Source organism: Draconibacterium orientale (genome assembly GCF_900111425.1).
GTDB lineage: Bacteria > Bacteroidota > Bacteroidia > Bacteroidales > Prolixibacteraceae > Draconibacterium > Draconibacterium orientale.
Map to the genome: position 1 here is coordinate 86,873 of NZ_FOHT01000010.1, position 16,058 is coordinate 102,930.

5 protein-coding genes are annotated in these 16,058 nt (G+C 42.7%); 1 reads left to right on the forward strand and 4 read right to left on the reverse strand.

The window, feature by feature from the left end; translation table 11 throughout:
* Nucleotides 1-14: 14 nt before the first annotated feature.
* Together BMW53_RS07495 and BMW53_RS07500 are read right to left on the reverse strand one after the other, a co-directional pair.
* Entirely contained in the window at nt 15-3,251 is a 3,237-nt protein-coding gene (locus tag BMW53_RS07495) for a SusC/RagA family TonB-linked outer membrane protein (protein ID WP_081804730.1), read from the reverse strand.
* A 356-nt stretch (nt 3,252-3,607) separates the two neighbouring features.
* On the reverse strand, nt 3,608-7,699 hold the full coding sequence (locus BMW53_RS07500; RefSeq protein WP_175463507.1) for a hybrid sensor histidine kinase/response regulator transcription factor: 4,092 nt from the start codon (nt 7,697-7,699) through the stop codon (nt 3,608-3,610).
* A 205-nt stretch (nt 7,700-7,904) separates the two neighbouring features.
* Between BMW53_RS07500 and BMW53_RS07505 the strand changes: the two genes are divergently transcribed.
* A complete protein-coding gene (locus BMW53_RS07505) occupies nt 7,905-8,234 on the forward strand; it encodes a cupin domain-containing protein (RefSeq protein ID WP_038554357.1) in 330 nt (109 codons plus the stop codon).
* A 207-nt stretch (nt 8,235-8,441) separates the two neighbouring features.
* Here BMW53_RS07505 and BMW53_RS07510 read toward each other — a convergent pair whose 3' ends face one another.
* Both BMW53_RS07510 and BMW53_RS07515 read right to left on the reverse strand, forming a co-directional pair.
* Nucleotides 8,442-12,632 (reverse strand): two-component regulator propeller domain-containing protein, encoded by a 4,191-nt coding sequence (locus BMW53_RS07510; RefSeq protein WP_168136375.1) that lies wholly within the window; start codon nt 12,630-12,632, stop codon nt 8,442-8,444.
* Between the two features lie 152 nt (nt 12,633-12,784).
* Nucleotides 12,785-15,622, reverse strand: a complete 2,838-nt coding sequence (locus BMW53_RS07515; RefSeq protein ID WP_038554350.1) for a TIM-barrel domain-containing protein — start codon at nt 15,620-15,622, stop codon at nt 12,785-12,787.
* Between the last annotated feature and the right edge of the window lie 436 nt (nt 15,623-16,058).

The following is a 16,058-nucleotide window of genomic DNA, read 5'->3' on the forward strand; positions in this document are numbered from 1 at the left end:
CATCGTAGTTTCAATTAAAAGTTAATGTTTAAACCAAAAATGAATTGTCTGCTTTTTGGGTAAGGCGAGTAATCAACACCTGGTGTAAGTGGTGTTTTTCGTCGAGTTGAAACCTCAGGATCAAATCCAGAATAATTGGTAAGAACAAATACATTGTTGGCTGTGGCGTACAACCTTAAATTTTCAATATGTACTTTTCTAGTAAGTACCTTAGGAACTGTGTATCCCAATGTTAACGTATTCAGTCGCAGGAACGAGCCATCTTCAACAGCCCAGTCGCTAAGAACATATCTATCCATGTATGGCGACCACATTGTGGTATTGGCATTCATGGCTTCTAATGTTGCCGGATCGTTTACCAGCTGTCCGCTTTCGTCGATGTTGGTCCAGCGTTTTCCGTCGGCCATAATATCGATCATATTTCGGTAAGGATATCTACTTGTTGATGTGTACTCGATTTTGTTGGCGTTGTAAACGTCGTTTCCAACACTCCAGCTAAAAATGGCCGAAAGATCGAAGTCGTAAACACGAGCCGACAAGTTAAAACCACCTGTAGCTTTTGGATTGACATCGCCGATAATGGTATTATCGTCAACGGTAACTTCGCCGTCGCCGGTAATATCTTTCAGTTTCATCGATCCCGGACGAACGGTACCTATAATGCTGGTATTGTCGGCAACGCCATCTTTTAAAATCCACTCATTGGCATCTGCGTCGTAGCCCTGGAAATCGGAAACTTCGTACCTGCCGTCAGAGAGGTAACCGCGAATCTGGCCAACCGGACTTCCCTGTTCGATCCAGTAATCGGTACCAATTTCGGTAGAGGCCCAGCCTGATGCCACGCCAAAGTCTTCCATAATTCCGAGCGACTTAATTTTATTCTTGTTCATTCCGAAATTAAAGCCGAAGTTCAGTCCGAAATCCTTTTTATCAACGGCTACCCAGTTAATTGAGGCCTCGATACCTTTGTTTTCGGTTTCACCCATGTTTCTGAATTGCGAGCTGTAACCTGTTCCCGATACCGGGAAGTCGATCAACAAATCGGAAGTAGTATTCAAATAAGTTTCCACAGTTCCGCTCAAACGGTTGTTGAACAAGCCAAAATCGAGACCAACGTTTCGGGTTACGGTTGTTTCCCAAATCAGATCGGGATTCGCCATCCGCGATGAAACTGCCCAGTACCCCGATACATCATTAATGTAAGTGGTATTGCTGGAACTGAATTCCTGTACCATTTGCCCCGATACAATATTGTTGTTACCGGCGGTACCGTAGCTCACTCTTAGTTTTAAGTTGCTGAGTGTTGAAGATAGGCCTTCCATAAAGCTTTCTTCCGAGATGCGCCATGCAACAGCTGCCGATGGGAAATAGCCCCAGCGGTTACCTTCGGCAAATTTACTTGAACCGTCGGCCCTGAATGTTGCAGAAACGAGGTATTTTCCTTTGTAATCGTAATTGGCACGACCAAAAAACGACAGCAGTTTATTGTCGGCACTGATTTCATTATCGATACTTAACGGAACGCCTTGCGTTGTTAAACGAAATACTTCGCTTGAAGTAAAGAATGACGGGTATCCCTGAACGATATCGGTAAGTGTGCTCGATTTTCCGTAAAGTATTTCCTGACCTGCCAGTAACTTCACGCTGTGGTCTTCATTATTAATAATGTTTTTAAAGTCGAAATTCAGTGTATTTGTATTCCTGAACGTTTCCTGTTTGCGTTTTTCCATTTCGGCAGCCGGTAAACCCTGGTAATCGGCGTCGGTGTAGTTTTTTACGTAGTAGGTACTTGGTCCGTAAAAACGATCGCGATCGAGGTCGTAGGTTTGGTAACCCACTTCAGTTTTAAAAGTTAAACCGTCGATAATGTCCCACTGGAAACTTGCACCCAAATTCAGAGTGGTTCTTCTCTGCTCCTGATCGTTATCAGCAACAGCAGTCAATGGGTTGATCATATAACTTGAAACTTCTTCATCGGCATAATCTTCCAGTCCGTTCAATGGAATAGGAGAGTAGATCATGGAGTGTTTTACACGCGAATCGGTTGGAGTAGCTGTGGTTTGCTCGATGGCACCACCACCTCCAATTTTTGTCTGCGCGTAACGCATCGAGTAAGATAGCTTCACATTGTCAGCCGGGTTGTGATCTAATTTAAAGTTCACATTATCACGTTTATAATCCGATCCTAACATGATTTCGCGATTTTTAACACCGGCGTAACTGAAATTGTAGGCAAATTTTTCCGATCCTCCGCGAACACTTAAATCGTGGTTAAAAACGCGTCCGGTACGGCCATAAACCTGTTCCATCCAGTCGTTACCCACTTGTCCTGCATATAAATCGATATCCTGGTATTTACCAAAATACCGTTCGTACGATTGCAGGTTGTTTTCTTCGTTGCGTAAATTGGCAAGTTCGTACTGCCAGTGTACAAAGTCTTCAACACTTAACGTGTTAAGTGTATTGGCAATATTTTTAAAACCACTGTACATGTTGTAGCTCACTGATACTTTTCCTGTTTTTCCGCTTTTAGTGGTAATAATAATTACACCGTTTGCACCACGTGCTCCGTAAATTGCGGTTGACGATGCATCTTTCAACACGTCGATCGATTGAATTTCGGAGGCAGGAATATCCGATATTGTACTCACCGGAAATCCATCAACAATATACATTGGCGAGTTGTCCTGAGTGATAGAACCGCCACCTCGAACACGGATTTTAATTTCGGCGTCAGGCGATCCTTCAGTGGCCATTACCTGCACACCGGCCATTTGTCCGGCCATTGCTTCGGCAGCCGAAGTAACCGGAATGGCTTCCAGCGCTTCACCACTTACCGATGATACCGATCCGGTAATGTCTCTTTTCTTTACGGTACCGTAACCAATTGCCACCACTTCTTCCAGTTCTGTTGCCTCCATTTCAAGCGCAACATTTATTTCGGTTTGGTTATTTACAGGAACCTCCTGGATTGTATATCCGATAAAAGAAAACTGTAATGTGGCGGTTGGGCTTACGTTAAGTTCATAGGAACCATCTGGCTGGGTAATTGTACCGTTGGTAGTTCCTTTTACAACAACATTAACTCCGGGAAGCCCTTCTCCGGAATCCTGGTCGGTTACATTCCCTTTTACTGCAATGGTTTGCGACCAGGCGGTAAAAGAAAGAACTGTTTGAAACATAATCAAAGCTGCAATAGCAAGAAACTTGCTTAAGTGCAGACTCCGACTTTTTCGTTTAAGATTTACCATACTTCACATTTTAGGTTATTATAGAATTTTTATTTGGTTTCAACACCACGAATTATCCGGCTTATTTAAAAATGAGATTGATCAGGATTATGATCAGAATGATAAGGACGATCGTAGCGATGATGATCATCCCGTCAGTTTTTTTCAATTTTCGTTTGATCTTACTCATTTAGTTAGGCGTTCAATTTCAATGTGCAAGATAGTGTAGGCGCCGCAAAACAAATTGGCGGTATTTCCCAATATAAAATGGGCGCCTTCCCGATAAGGGCAAAATTTCCCAAATGGCGGGATAAATTTCTCGGTCATAAAGTCAGATGATTAACATGTGTTGTGGTATTGTGTTGTGGCTTAGTGTATTAGCGTTCGTTTGGCTGGCTTGTTTCTACTTTCTTATTTGTAAGATATTCCGAGGCACTCATACCAAATTCGCGCTTAAAACATTTGCGGAAATGGGAGAGATCTTTGAAGCCAACCTGATAGGCAACTTCCGAAATATTCAGCTTTTGCTGTTCGAGCAATTGGGTAGCTCGTTTTAAGCGGATATGACGGATGAACTCTTTTACGGTCATGTTGGTAAGTGCATTCAATTTGCGGTACAGTTGCATGCGGCTCACTCCAACTTTTAATGCAAAATTCTCGATATCCAGTTCGCTGTCGGCAATATTTTCTTCTATCACATCAACTACACGTTTCAGGAATTTCTCGTCGGGCGATGCCAGCACTACGTTAGTAGGTTCGAGCACCATTGTTGAGGTGTATTTTTCTTTCAGCGAATCGCGGATAGAAAGCATATTTTCCACTTTGGCCTGCAACACCGACAGGTCGAATGGTTTTGTTATGTAATCGTCAGCACCTTTGGCTAAGCCTCTTAACTCATGGTCTTTCGAGTGCATGGCGGTGAGTAAAAGCACCGGAATATGCGAAGTTCGTTCGTCGTTTTTTATTCGTTTGCACAACTCGTAACCATCCGATTCGGGCATAATAATGTCGCTGATAATTATATCGGGAACCACTTCCAGCGCTTTCTCCCAACCTTCTTTACCGTTTACTGCCTGGTGAATCTGGTAGAAGTTCATAAAATGCGAACTGATAAACTGGCGAACGTCGGCATTATCTTCTACAATCAGCATAATTTTTGAATTTTCGTCGGTAGGTTGAACGGTTGCCGTTTCCGGTGCCGGATTAATTTCCTGAACACTGGTTGTTACTTCCGGTGCAATGGTTTTATTGCTTTCAGTTCCTTCGTTGTACGGAATGCGAATGGTAAAACGTGTTCCTTTACCCTCTTTGCTGGTAACAAAAATTTCACCTTTGTGTAATTTTACCAGGTCTTTAACGAGAGCAAGCCCAATGCCCGCGCCGGTTTTGGCATCGGTTTCATCCGACTGGAAAAAACGCATAAAAATACGGTCGATATTTTTCCGCGAGATGCCTTTTCCGGTATCTTTAATGTTGATCTCAATGTATTGTTTCTCTTCGCTTTCGTCGCTAAAATCCTCATTCTCCGAGTCGAAAACCAACGAGAGGTTTACCGTTACCGATCCCTGTGCTTCGGTGTATTTAAAAGCATTGGTTAGCAGGTTATTAATAATTTTCTCGATCTTGTCCGGATCGAACGACACAAACAGTCTTTTTTTCAGCGTGTTAAAAGTGAGTTTTATGTCTTTTTCAATGGCGTAATGGTTAAACGATTCAACAATATTGCGAACAAAACTAACGATGTCGGCTTCAGTAAGGTTCAGTTTCAAATTCCCCGATTGTAATTTCCTGAAATCCAGTAACTGACTGATAAGCCGGTCGAGGTTTTGTGCATTTCGCTGCATTAAATGCAGGTTCTCTTTGGTTGATCCGTCCAGCGTTTTTGATTGGATCATTTTATTAAGCGGCCCCAAAATAAGTGTTAAAGGTGTACGTATTTCGTGCGAAATATTAGTAAAAAACTTCAGTTTCATCATATCTATCTCATGCAGTTTTTTTGCATTCGAACGCTCAATGATTAACTGCGATTTTATTTTTTCACGATTGATGAAAAACTGGATTATGGTGTAAATAAGTGAAATGATCAGCAAGATAATCAGCCCCAGGAACCAGTTGGTTTTCCAGAATGGTGGTAAAATGGAAATGGCCAGTTGCAGCTCGTTGCTTTCGCGCTCCTGCCCCGGAATTACACGTTTTATGCGAAGGGTATAATCACCGGGATTCAGGTTGGTGTAGGTGGCTGTGCGGTTTTTACTCGGTTCGATCCAGTTGGTGTTAAAACCTTCAAGTTTGTAGGTGTACAGGTTGTTTTCGCTGTTTACGTAATTCAGCGCGGCAAACTCAAGGGTAAATACATTTTGTTTGTGGTTAAACGTAAGGTGTTTTGTTTCGGTAATACTTTGCGGTAAAATTGCCTTTTTGTCGTTATCAATCGGAACCGATTTATTAAACACTTTCAAATCGGTAAAAACCAGTGGAACATCCGTGTCTTCGGCATTAATCTCGTTCGGATTAAAAACGTTAAAACCGGAAACGGTACCAAAGAAAAGTGCTCCGTCGTCGGCTTTTAATGCGGCTCCGTAACAAAACTGGTTGTTCCCGAGGCCATCGTTGCTGGTGTAGTTGTGAAAAATTTCGGTTCCCGGATTAAATTTCGAGAGCCCGTTTAAGGTGCTTATCCACAAATTTTTATCGTCGTCTTCCAAAATGCAGAGTGCCTGGTTGTTGGCCAGCCCTTCTTCTTCGCCGTAGTATTTCAGCGCACCACTATGGGCCGAGTATTTGGCTAGTCCTTTGTCGTTTGTGGCAATCCAAATCTGGTTCTGCGAATCCTCGAACATGTGGCGTGTACGCTCGAACCAACGGTTTATTTTGTTAGTTTGCTGGTTAAAAACGATTAGCTCATCATCACTTCCCATCCACAGATTTCCCTGCGAATCGTTATCGATCCATGTAATTTGCTCGTTTCCGTTTAACTGCGGATAATGAAGAAACAGGTTTGTTTTTTTATCGAAGCGATCAATTCCTTTCGAAGAGGCGATCCAGATTTGCTCGTTTTCGTCGATGCAAATATCCCACACCCGGTTGTCGGATAAACTTCCGGGAACATTGGCCTGGTGACGATGGTTTTTTATTTTTCCGGTTGCCAGATCGATTATGTCAATGCCACCAAGAAAAGTTGCCACCCAAAGATTTCCCTTATTATCAGGAGCCAGGGCTTTAACACAGTTTTGTGCAATGGTGTATCCCGGTTCTCCTTCGGTTGTCAGGTATTGGTAGGTTCCGGTTTTCGGATTGTAGATATTAATTCCCCCATCTTCGGTACCGCACCAAAGCCGGCCGCTTTTATCCATCCAGAAAGTATAAATGGCGCTGCTGTTGAGGTAACGGTTATCGTCGGGTTGAGCCGTAAAACTATGAAAAACCTGTTTGCTTCTGGCCAGCAGGTTTAATCCTCCACGCGTTCCAATCCAAGTTTCTCCTTTGTTATCGTGAAAAATGCTGAGCACAGAATTGTTGGAAAGGCTGCGCGGTTCCTGAATGTTGTGCCGGTAAAAACCTTTTACACCGCTTTTTTTAGAATAAAGAAAAAGTCCTCCACGGGTGCCTATCCAGTAATCGCCAAACACGCCTTTTGAAATGGCTTTTATGGTTTCGGTGCGTTCGGCAGCAGGCTTAAGGTTTATTTTGTTGAGCTTTTTTGTGCTGGTGTTTACAATAAACAAACCGATTGAATAGGTTCCGATCCAAAGGTCGCCGTCGTTATCCAAAAACAGTTCCCAAATTTCTTTGTTTTGTGCCGATCCGAAAGGGAGTTCAAAGCGTTCGAGCGTATTAGTATGTTTGTTGTAAATATACACGCCATTGTTTGTTCCGATCCACAAATTATCCTGGTTATCGTAAGCCAGGTTGCGGATAAAAACTTCTTCGATGCCTGCAGTTTCTTTTCCTTTTATCGGATTGAGCGGTGTAATCATTCCCGTGCTGTCCATTTTCAGCACGTTAAAATCGCTGGCCAGCCAAAACGAGCCGTCGGGATTTTCAACAATGTCGTTCACCGAAAAATCTTTATCGCCATAAACCGGATCGTATTTAAAGGGCTGCGAAAAAATTTCTTTTTCACGATCGAAAATATTTAGTCCGCCATTTTCGGTACCAACCAGCAGATTTCCTTTAGCGTCTTCTTTTATTACCCTGATGAGGTGTCCGCTCAGGGAACATGAGTCTTCCGAATCGGGCAAAAAGTTGGTAAAATTATAACCGCTAAACCGGCTAAGGCCCTGGCTGGTTCCAATCCAAATCCAGCCTTTGTGATCCTGGTAAACACACTGTATCTGGTTATTGGGCAAACCATCTTCAAGTGTAAAAATATCGAAACTAAGCTCGGCCTGTGCCTGTATTTTTCCTGTTGTAAAAATGAAAATGACTAACAGAAACAGAGTAAGTTTTTGATTTAATGTGTAATTCATTTTATCGATCAGTTTTGCAACGAACATTGGACTTAGCGCAACCAACATTTAATGCGTCCAATGTGAAACAGGTGGAAATATAATCAAATATTTTGCATTTATAAAAAGTACAATAGCATGGTTTTGTAGGTGCTCAAAATTAAAAACAGTACCGGAAATCTGTTAGTTTTGTGTGGTCAACTATTTTAAATATTAGCGATAGATTATGGCAAGCGAGAAAGTATTAAGAAGCAGTAAACGCTGGGAAGACCTTGGCAATGGCATGGCGCGCCAGATCATGGGCTGGGATAACCAGATTATGATGGTAAAAGTAAAATTCGAGAAGGGTGCCGTTGGTGCCGAACATTCGCATTTTCATTCGCAAACTACTTATTGCGAAAGCGGTAAGTTTGAATTTACCATGGCTGGCGAAAAAGTAATTGTTGAGCCCGGCGATGGTTTATACATAGAGCCCAATATGTTACACGGAGCGCTTTGTTTGGAGCCGGGAATTCTGATCGATGTTTTTAGCCCGATGAGAGAGGATTTTTTGTAAGGACTGAAGGACAGAGGGATTGAAGGACAGAGGGATTGAAGGACTGAAGGTTTGAATGCATGAATGCCGAAATGCTTTAATGCGTAAATGGGAAAACTCTGTGATTAATACTTTTGAATTGTAAATCTGAAAACTGCGACTGAGAACTTGTAAACGATCTCTCGCTGCGCTTCGAGATGACAGTTGTTTTTAGGCTTTTGCCTTTCACTAAGAAAATTTGTCTTTTACATCATCTGACAGATCGTTTGTGGTCTTGCGGTTTTTCTCAATATATTCCGATGGTAGCATTTCATATTCTTGCGAGAAATACTTCGAGAAATAGCGCGGGTTATTAAATCCAACACGATAAGCCACTTCTGCTACCGAAAGCTGACTTGTTTCGAGCAGGTGAGCAGCTTGTTTTAACCGGATAACGCGGATAAATTCGATGGGTGTACGATCGGTTAAAGCCAATAGTTTTTTGTAAAGACTTACGCGGCTCATGCCCATTTCGGCGCCAAAATCTTCAACGGTAAACGACGCTTCTGCCAGGTTGGTTTCAACAATTTTTAAAGCCTTTTTAATAAATTTCTCGTCTTCCGAGTCGATCGTTATTTTTTCAGGATTTAAACCTGTTATCGACTGGTACGAAACACGCAGTTGTTCGCGCGAGCGCAGCAGGTTCTCAATGCGCGATTCCAGCACTTTAAAATCAAAAGGTTTGGTAAGGTAGGCATCGGCACCCGATTTGTATCCTTCAACAACCGGAGCGGAATCGGTTTTTGCCGTTAGCAGAACAACCGGAATATGACTGGTTTTCCTGTTCGATTTTATCTTGGCACACAGCTCAACGCCGTTCATTTGGGGCATCATTACATCGCTAATTACAATATCGGGCAATTGTTTTTCAAAGTTCGCCCAGGCTTCAGCGCCGTTTTCGGCCTCAATAATGTTATAGGTATGTTTAAAATTCTCTTTTAAATAGAAACGCAAATCGGAGCTGTCTTCAACAATGGCAAGCGTTTTTTTCGCCCGGTCGAAAGCCGGAGTTTTATCGGTTGCTGCTGATGTGTGCTGTTTGTAGGTTTTGCGTTCTGTCGTTTCAAGCTGCTTGTTGGCGGCAATTTCTTCGTTGGTAAACAATTCCACCGGAATTTCAACAGTGAATGTACTTCCTTTATTCAGCTGGCTGTCCACATTTACATCGCCACCTAACAGCGTAAGGTATTCTTTTACCATCGACAGGCCAATTCCCGAGCCCTGGTTGATTTCAGTTTCCGAATTATCGGTTTGGTAAAAGCGGTTAAAAATTTGCATTTGCTGCTCGGGTGCTATCCCAATTCCGGTATCCGAAACTTTTATGGTTAAAACAGGCTTTTCGGCCGATGAATTCAGCTCAATTGCCACGTTTATTTTTCCGCCGTTTTTGGTGAATTTACAGGCATTGCTTAGCAGGTTGGTAACTATTTTGTCGGTTTTGTCCTGATCAAAATAGGTATAAAGGCTTTTGTGGCTGCTTGAAAATTGAAACGCGATATTTTTACTTTCCATCAGGTCTTGAAACGACGCTGAAATCTCGTGAATAAAGCCGATTATTTCGCCCCAGTCTTTTTTTACTTTAATTTTTTGAAGCTCCATTTTTCTGAAATCGAGCAGCTGGTTTACCATGGCCATTAGCCGGCGGGCGTTTCGCTGAATTAAAATAAGGTGTTTTCTATCGTCGTCGTTTTTACTGCTTTCAATTAACTTGTCGATGGGCGCGATAATTAGTGAAAGTGGTGTGCGAAATTCGTGACTGATATTTGTAAAGAATCTGGTTTTTAATGTGTCAACCTGGTGAATTCGTTCGGCTTCGCGATGTTCTTGTTCGGCCTCAAATTTCAGGCGCTGACGTTCGGCCAAAATCTTCCAGGTAATAAATAACAAGGCGGCAATAAGCAAAAAATAAAGCAGGTAGGCATAGCCGGTTTCCCAAAATGGCGGAAGAATTTTAATGCTTAAAGGTGGGCTCATTTCGCGCCAGTTGGAATTATCGTTGCTTACCCTGATGCGCAGCTGGTAATCGCCGGGATTAAGGTTGGTGAATGTTAGCTCGTGCATTCCGCGGTTAACTTCCATCCACTGGTTGTTAAAACCACTCAGTTGGTATTGAAAATTGTTTTTCTCGGGATGAAAATAGCCGATGGCGGCAAATTCAACCGAGAACACATTCTCTTTATGCTTTAAGGTAATTTGCTTGCTGTAGGTAACCGATTTGTCCAGAATAATCCTCTTATGGAAAGGCTTGTTAACTTCAATATTCTGATTAAAAATTTTGAAATTGGTAAGCACTATTTTTTCGTTTGGGGTTTGTACCACAATATCTTCGGGATGAAATAAATTGAAGCCGTTGGCCCCACCGAAAATCAATTCTCCCGAACGTGTCCGATAGGCAGCCTTTTGGTTAAATTCGTTGCCCTGCAGGCCATCGTGCAATCCAAAGTTCTCGATATCAACCTCCAGGTTTGCAATGGGCAGCTGGTGCGCATAATTTTCGATGCTGATTTTTGATATGCCTTTTAAGGTGGCAATCCAAAGGTTTCCGTATTCGTCTTCCTGAATGGTTTTTATGTTTGAATTGGCCAGCCCGTCGGCTTCGGTATAAACTTTAAAAGTGCCCTGTGTTTTATTTAAAACATTTAAACCTTGCGCAGTTGCCGCCCAAATTAAGCCCCTTTGGTCTTCGTGAATGTCGTTTGCATTGTTGTCGCTTAACTGTCCGGGTATTTTTGCATCGGCATTGTAATGTGTAAAACGTTTGGTGTTCAGGTTTAACACATCAAGCCCGCCGGAAGTGCCCAGCCAGAGGTTTTGCTCGCTGTCTTCCATTATCGACATGATAAAATTAGAGTTTACCGAGTTTACTTCGTTTGTTGTGTAATGAATAAACGTTTCTTCAGCGCGGTTAAAAAGGTTCAAGCCGCCATTTAATGTGCCAATCCAAAGGTTTTGTTTCGAGTCTTCGAAAACCGACCAAACGCGGTTATCCGACAATGAGGCGGGATTGTCGGGGTTGTGCAGGTAATGTTTAAACGTTGTTCCGTTAAAACGGTTTAATCCGCCCTGGTAGGTTCCGGTCCAAAGCATTCCTTTGCTGTCGATGTGCAGCGCAACAATAACATTTGCACTAATGGAGTTGGGATTGTTGGCATCGTGCAGGTAGCTTTTGAAGGTGTTTTTACTGCGGTCGAAATAAATCAACCCCCCACCGTTTGTACCAATCCACAGGTTGCCCCGATTATCTTCAACAAAACAGTTTACATCGTTGTAGGGCAGGCTGTTTGGCACCTCGGCCGAGTACCGGTAGTGGTTAAACGGAATAAGGTTTTTGTGGTAATAGCTAAGGCCTTTTTTATAGGTGCCGGCCCAAATAATATTTTCGTTGTCGCGATACAGGCAGGTAATACTGTTTTGTGCAATTCCAAATGTATTCTGGTTATTGTTTTGTAAAGCGGTAATGGTTTTGTTGTGCTTGTTAAGGATGTTAATTCCGCCGTGATCAGTACCGATCCAAATGGCTCCGTTATCGTCTTCAATAACCGACGAAACCAAATTGGCCGAGAGCTTAAACGGGGATGACGACTGGGTATATTTGCTTATTTTTTTGGTTTGATGATCAAAAAAGAACACGCCATAAGGTAGGCCGGGCGAATAAATCCAGATATCGTTATCGGAATCGATGAAAAGCCGGAAGTTATTGTGTTCGTTCAGCACTTCATCGCCCAGAAAAAATGTCTGCTCGGTTTGTTGGGTTTCCGGGTTGATTTGCAAGAGCTCGCCGGCCCGGGAAATAATCCAAATCATGTGCGCGCTATCTTCAGCAATATCGCTTAAGGAGTTATCGTAATCAGGTCTGTCAACTTTTGAAACGAATTGAATGGAATCAACAGTTTGGCTGGAAGGATTGTATTTGTATAAACCGTAGTTGGCATTCACCAGCCAGGTGTTTTTTTTGCTATCGGTAAATAACGAATGCAAACCGGCCACGGGAATACTGGTTTCCCGGTAATTTTTTCCCGGTGCAGAAAAGCGTTCGAGGACGGGATCGTAAATCGAAAACTCGGCATAGGAGCGAATCCACAAACGGCCGTCAAAGTCTTCAAACAAATATTCAATTCCGTTAAATGGTATCGAGGTGCTGTCGTTAAAATCGTGCAGAAAGGTTTTAAAACTTTCGCCATTATAGCGGTTTAATCCCTGCGCCGTTCCAATCCACATAAAACCTTGTTGGTCTTTTACTATCGCCCTTATTTCGTTATTTGATAAACCGTTGTTAATGTTAAGGTGCATAAACTTATAAGGCTCGTTTCCGGGAATGGAAGTGGCCTTAGCGCTTCGTACAGGTAATAGTGCAAGGTTAACAATGAATAAAAACAACAAGAGTTTATGCCGTAAAGCGTTCATTTCAGGTTACAATCGGTTATACAAAAAGTCCGGTTTCAGACTCTTGCGAATGTAAGCATAAAAATAAAAACGGGAAACAGAATGGCATTTCTGTTTCCCGTAATTGAAAATCAACTAAATCTTGTTGTTTATAATTCTACCTTAATTTCTTTTCCCTGATATTGTACTGATTTAACATTACTTGCTTTTCCGAGCATAGCTACTGGTTTATCGCGCGAAACTTTAACAATTCGGAATTCGCGGTTTTTAACCATTTCCGGATATTCGCCATTTCGTGCGCCAATAACCAGGCTATTATCACTTTCTGAATAGGTAAATTCAATGGTGCTGAATTTTCCACCTTCGTAAGCGTAGGTTGTACCTTCGTCTTCGTATAATTTAAACGAAGCATCTTTTCCTGTATAGACGTAAATATCAATCGGTGCACCTTTTTTCTCGTCGGTGTACTGAATTTCAGGTCCAACAGGAATAATTGATCCTTCGCGCACAAACAGCGGCATTCTTTCGTAGGGCGCATCAACGCTTAACTTTTGGCCGCCGGCCAGGAATTCACCTGTGTATAAGTTATACCAGCCACCATTGTTCGGGAAATATACGTCGCGTTTTGTGGCTTTATATTCGTAAACCGGGCAAACCAGCAACGACTGGCCAAACATAAACTGATCGCCAATATTCAGTACGCGGCGGTCGTCGGCGAAATCCATCGCCAAACCACGCATAATGGTATAATCGTCGTGATAAACGGCACCGGTTAAACTGTAAATGTAAGGCATTAAACGGTAACGCAGTTTGTTGTAGTACAACATCGATTTGTAGGCCGGATGATTTTCAGGCGCAATGTTGTAAATTTCGCGGTAAGGATACTGGCCGTGAACCCTGAACAGCGGTGCAAATGCACCAAACTGGTACCAACGGGTATTTAATTCACGCCATTCTTTCATGGCTTCGCTGCCTTCGGTGGCACGCTCAAATTTCTTTTGCACGCAGAAACCGCCAATGTCCATGGTCCAGTAGGGGAGTCCCGACATGGAGAAATTGATACCTGCCGAAATTTGCGCTTTCATATCTTCCCAGGTGGTGCCAATGTCGCCACTCCAGGTGGTTGTTCCGTAACGTTGCATGCCGGCAAACCCCGACCGGGTAAGAATAAACACGCGGTCTTTCGGGTTTTCTTCGCGCTGCCCCTCGTAAATTCCTTTGGCGTTCATCAGTGCAAAGGCGTTAAAATATTGCGTTGATGATCCTAACGCAGTTGGATTCATTAATTTTTTACGGTAGGCCATGCTTGCATTCGAAAGAATGTCGGGTTCGGTAGCATCCAGCCACCACGAGTCGATTCCCAGCGAATATAAGTGCTCGTTAATTTGTTCCCAGAACAATTTTCTGGCTCCCGGATCGTAAGCATCGTAGAACGAACCAATATACCCCGGATAAATCCAGTCGCGAATGCTGTCGTTAATGGCTTGTTTATACATCCAGCCATTTTGGTCAAATTCGTTGTAGTGTTCGGTTCCTAAATAAAACTTAGGCCAAACCGATATTAATATTCTTGCATGGTTGTCGTGCACCATGTCTATCATGCCTTTTGCATCGGGGAAACGCGCTTTGTCGAACTCGTGGCTTCCCCATTTGTCAACTTCCCAGTACGACCAGTCCTGCACAATATTATCGATAGGAATTTCTCTTTTTCTGAATTCCTTTAACGTACTTTCCAGTTCTTCCTGCGTTTTGTAGCGCTCGCGACTTTGCCAGAAACCCATGGCCCATTTTGGCATTACCTGCGCTTTCCCGGTAAGTGTGCGGTAGCGGCTGATCACATCGTCCATGCTGTTTCCTTTCATAAAGAAATAGTCGATCTGGTCGCCCATTTCAGACCAGAATGAAATATTGTTCTGCGCATCAGGATCAACCGGCGATAAGGCTTTCAATCCGATGTACGAAACGCCACCATCAGGAATCCAGTCGAGTTTTACGTGGTACTTTTCGCCGGCTTTCATGTCGTACTGAAATTTAGCCACCGACGGGTTCCATGCTGTGCGCCATTTGTCGGCCATCAGTTCGCCGTTCACCCAAATTTTGGTGTAACCAGCGTAGTACAACAGAAAACGGAAGATGCCACTTTCTTCGGGCTCAATATCGCCTTCCCAAACTATGCGGGCCTGGTTAAAATCGAAGCCTTCAGGGAAATTCTCGATGGTTTCCAGGTTTTCGTAATCAATTGTCGATTCAATACGACTTGTATAAACGTGGTTGTTTTCGTTGTTGTCGATGTAGGTAGCAGTTAAACCGCCTTCATTACCTTCGGTATCGTAAAGTTTAAACTGATCGATTTGTCCGTAAGGGCGCGGATCGCCAAAACGCGAAAGCGAGTAGTTGTCCCAAAGCAAACCGTAGTTATTTGTTGAAACAATAAACGGTACCGATACTTTTGTGTTGTATTGGAAAAGCTCCTCGTTTTTTCCTTTGTAGTTCATTTCGTCGGCCTGGTGCTGGCCAAGTCCGTAGAGGGCTTCATCGTTTGACGATTCGAAAACCTGGCGCGTGGAATAAGCATTTACGCCATCCACTTCAATCGGCTCGAACCATTTTCCACCGTTTTCCTTTTCCTCAAGAATTGGATTTCCGTTTTCATCCAGAAAATCGATTTTGCCGGTTTCTGTTGATACTTTAACTTTTGTTTTGGTGGTTGAAATGATCAGGTGATCATCATTTTCTTCAACTGTAAAAGGTACTGTTTCGTTTTGCGGAAGTGCAACAAGGCTTTCCTTCGCGACAAAAGTTTTTGTGGCGCTTGCCGATACTTTAATAATCTCGTCGTGTACCGGTGTAATTTTAATGGCCTGCGCCTGTTGCTTTCCGGCTTGTTGGGGGTAAACAATTACAGCATCCTGGGTTTTTTCCCAATTCTTTTGCGAACAGGAAACAGCCAGAATCCCGATGAACAGGAATAGAAATAGTTGTTTCATTTTGTATAGATATTTGTTTTGTATTAAAGTTATGGATTATTTGCATGAAACGCCTATGGATACAGGGATTTTCATTTTTGTGTCAGTTTTGTTTTCCGAGGATCTAAGCTTCGGACAGGCCTGTGTAACCTGCCCGAACTTAAATCCATGTAAAACATCTAACTAACTTAATTATTGAACTTATGATTTTGTTCTGTTTTTAAAATAAGGGTGAAACCCTTGGTAAAAACTTTGTTCCATTAAAAACGATTTTTGGTTAGGTAATCTTATTTTATTGCTGCTGTAAAAATAGATTGAAATGACGAAAAATGCCTGAGAATTTGTTTCGTGCCGGGGGGTATTTTGATAATGTTACGGTATAAGATGTAAAAATAAAGTGTATAAAATGTTAAGGAGCTACTGGTTATTTCGTTCAAAAAAGAGGCACTGTAAAGCG

Excerpts from the sequence above, each read along its gene's own strand:
- BMW53_RS07495 (WP_081804730.1), bottom strand. The coding sequence starts at position 3,251 with ATGGTAAATCTTAAACGAAAAAGTCGGAGTCTGCACTTAAGCAAGTTT.
- BMW53_RS07500 (WP_175463507.1), bottom strand. The coding sequence starts at position 7,699 with ATGAATTACACATTAAATCAAAAACTTACTCTGTTTCTGTTAGTCATT.
- BMW53_RS07505 (WP_038554357.1), top strand. The coding sequence starts at position 7,905 with ATGGCAAGCGAGAAAGTATTAAGAAGCAGTAAACGCTGGGAAGACCTT.
- BMW53_RS07515 (WP_038554350.1), bottom strand. The coding sequence starts at position 15,622 with ATGAAACAACTATTTCTATTCCTGTTCATCGGGATTCTGGCTGTTTCC.